The 372-nt window shown below is 46.0% G+C and carries 1 protein-coding gene; it reads left to right on the top strand.

What is annotated here, in order from left to right; translation table 11 throughout:
- On the top strand, window positions 1-372 hold a 372-nt coding region (locus tag I6U49_RS16845), incomplete at both ends, for a malectin domain-containing carbohydrate-binding protein (protein WP_198629700.1).

The raw sequence follows: 372 nt of genomic DNA, 5'->3' as shown, positions 1-372 counted from the left end.
GCGATTGATGGGAAATTGGATTGGGAAGAAGATACTGCTAACAACAATTCTGCTTATTTAAGCTACCCCGGACTTAACAGTACCTTTTCCGGAGGAATGACAAGTTATACCGCAACGGTCGATCAATCTACGACCCCGGTAAGTATTTACGACACTGAACGTTTTGATAGGGGCAAAGGCGAACCCAATATGACCTATGCTTTTCCGGTGGATAGTCCCGGCACCTATGCGGTTCGTTTATATATGGGGAATTCGTATTCTGGGACTTCAGCAGCAGGTACAAGGATTTTTGATGTTTCTATAGAAGGAGTGGTACCTGCTTCCCTTCAGGCTGTAGACCTTTCTGCACAATTTGGTCACCAGGTAGGAGGG

Origin of the sequence: Salegentibacter maritimus (assembly GCF_016236915.1) — a bacterium.
Classification (GTDB): Bacteria; Bacteroidota; Bacteroidia; order Flavobacteriales; family Flavobacteriaceae; genus Salegentibacter; species Salegentibacter maritimus.
Note: the sequence above shows the minus strand (reverse complement) of the source record. Positions and strands in the feature narration are given on the sequence as shown.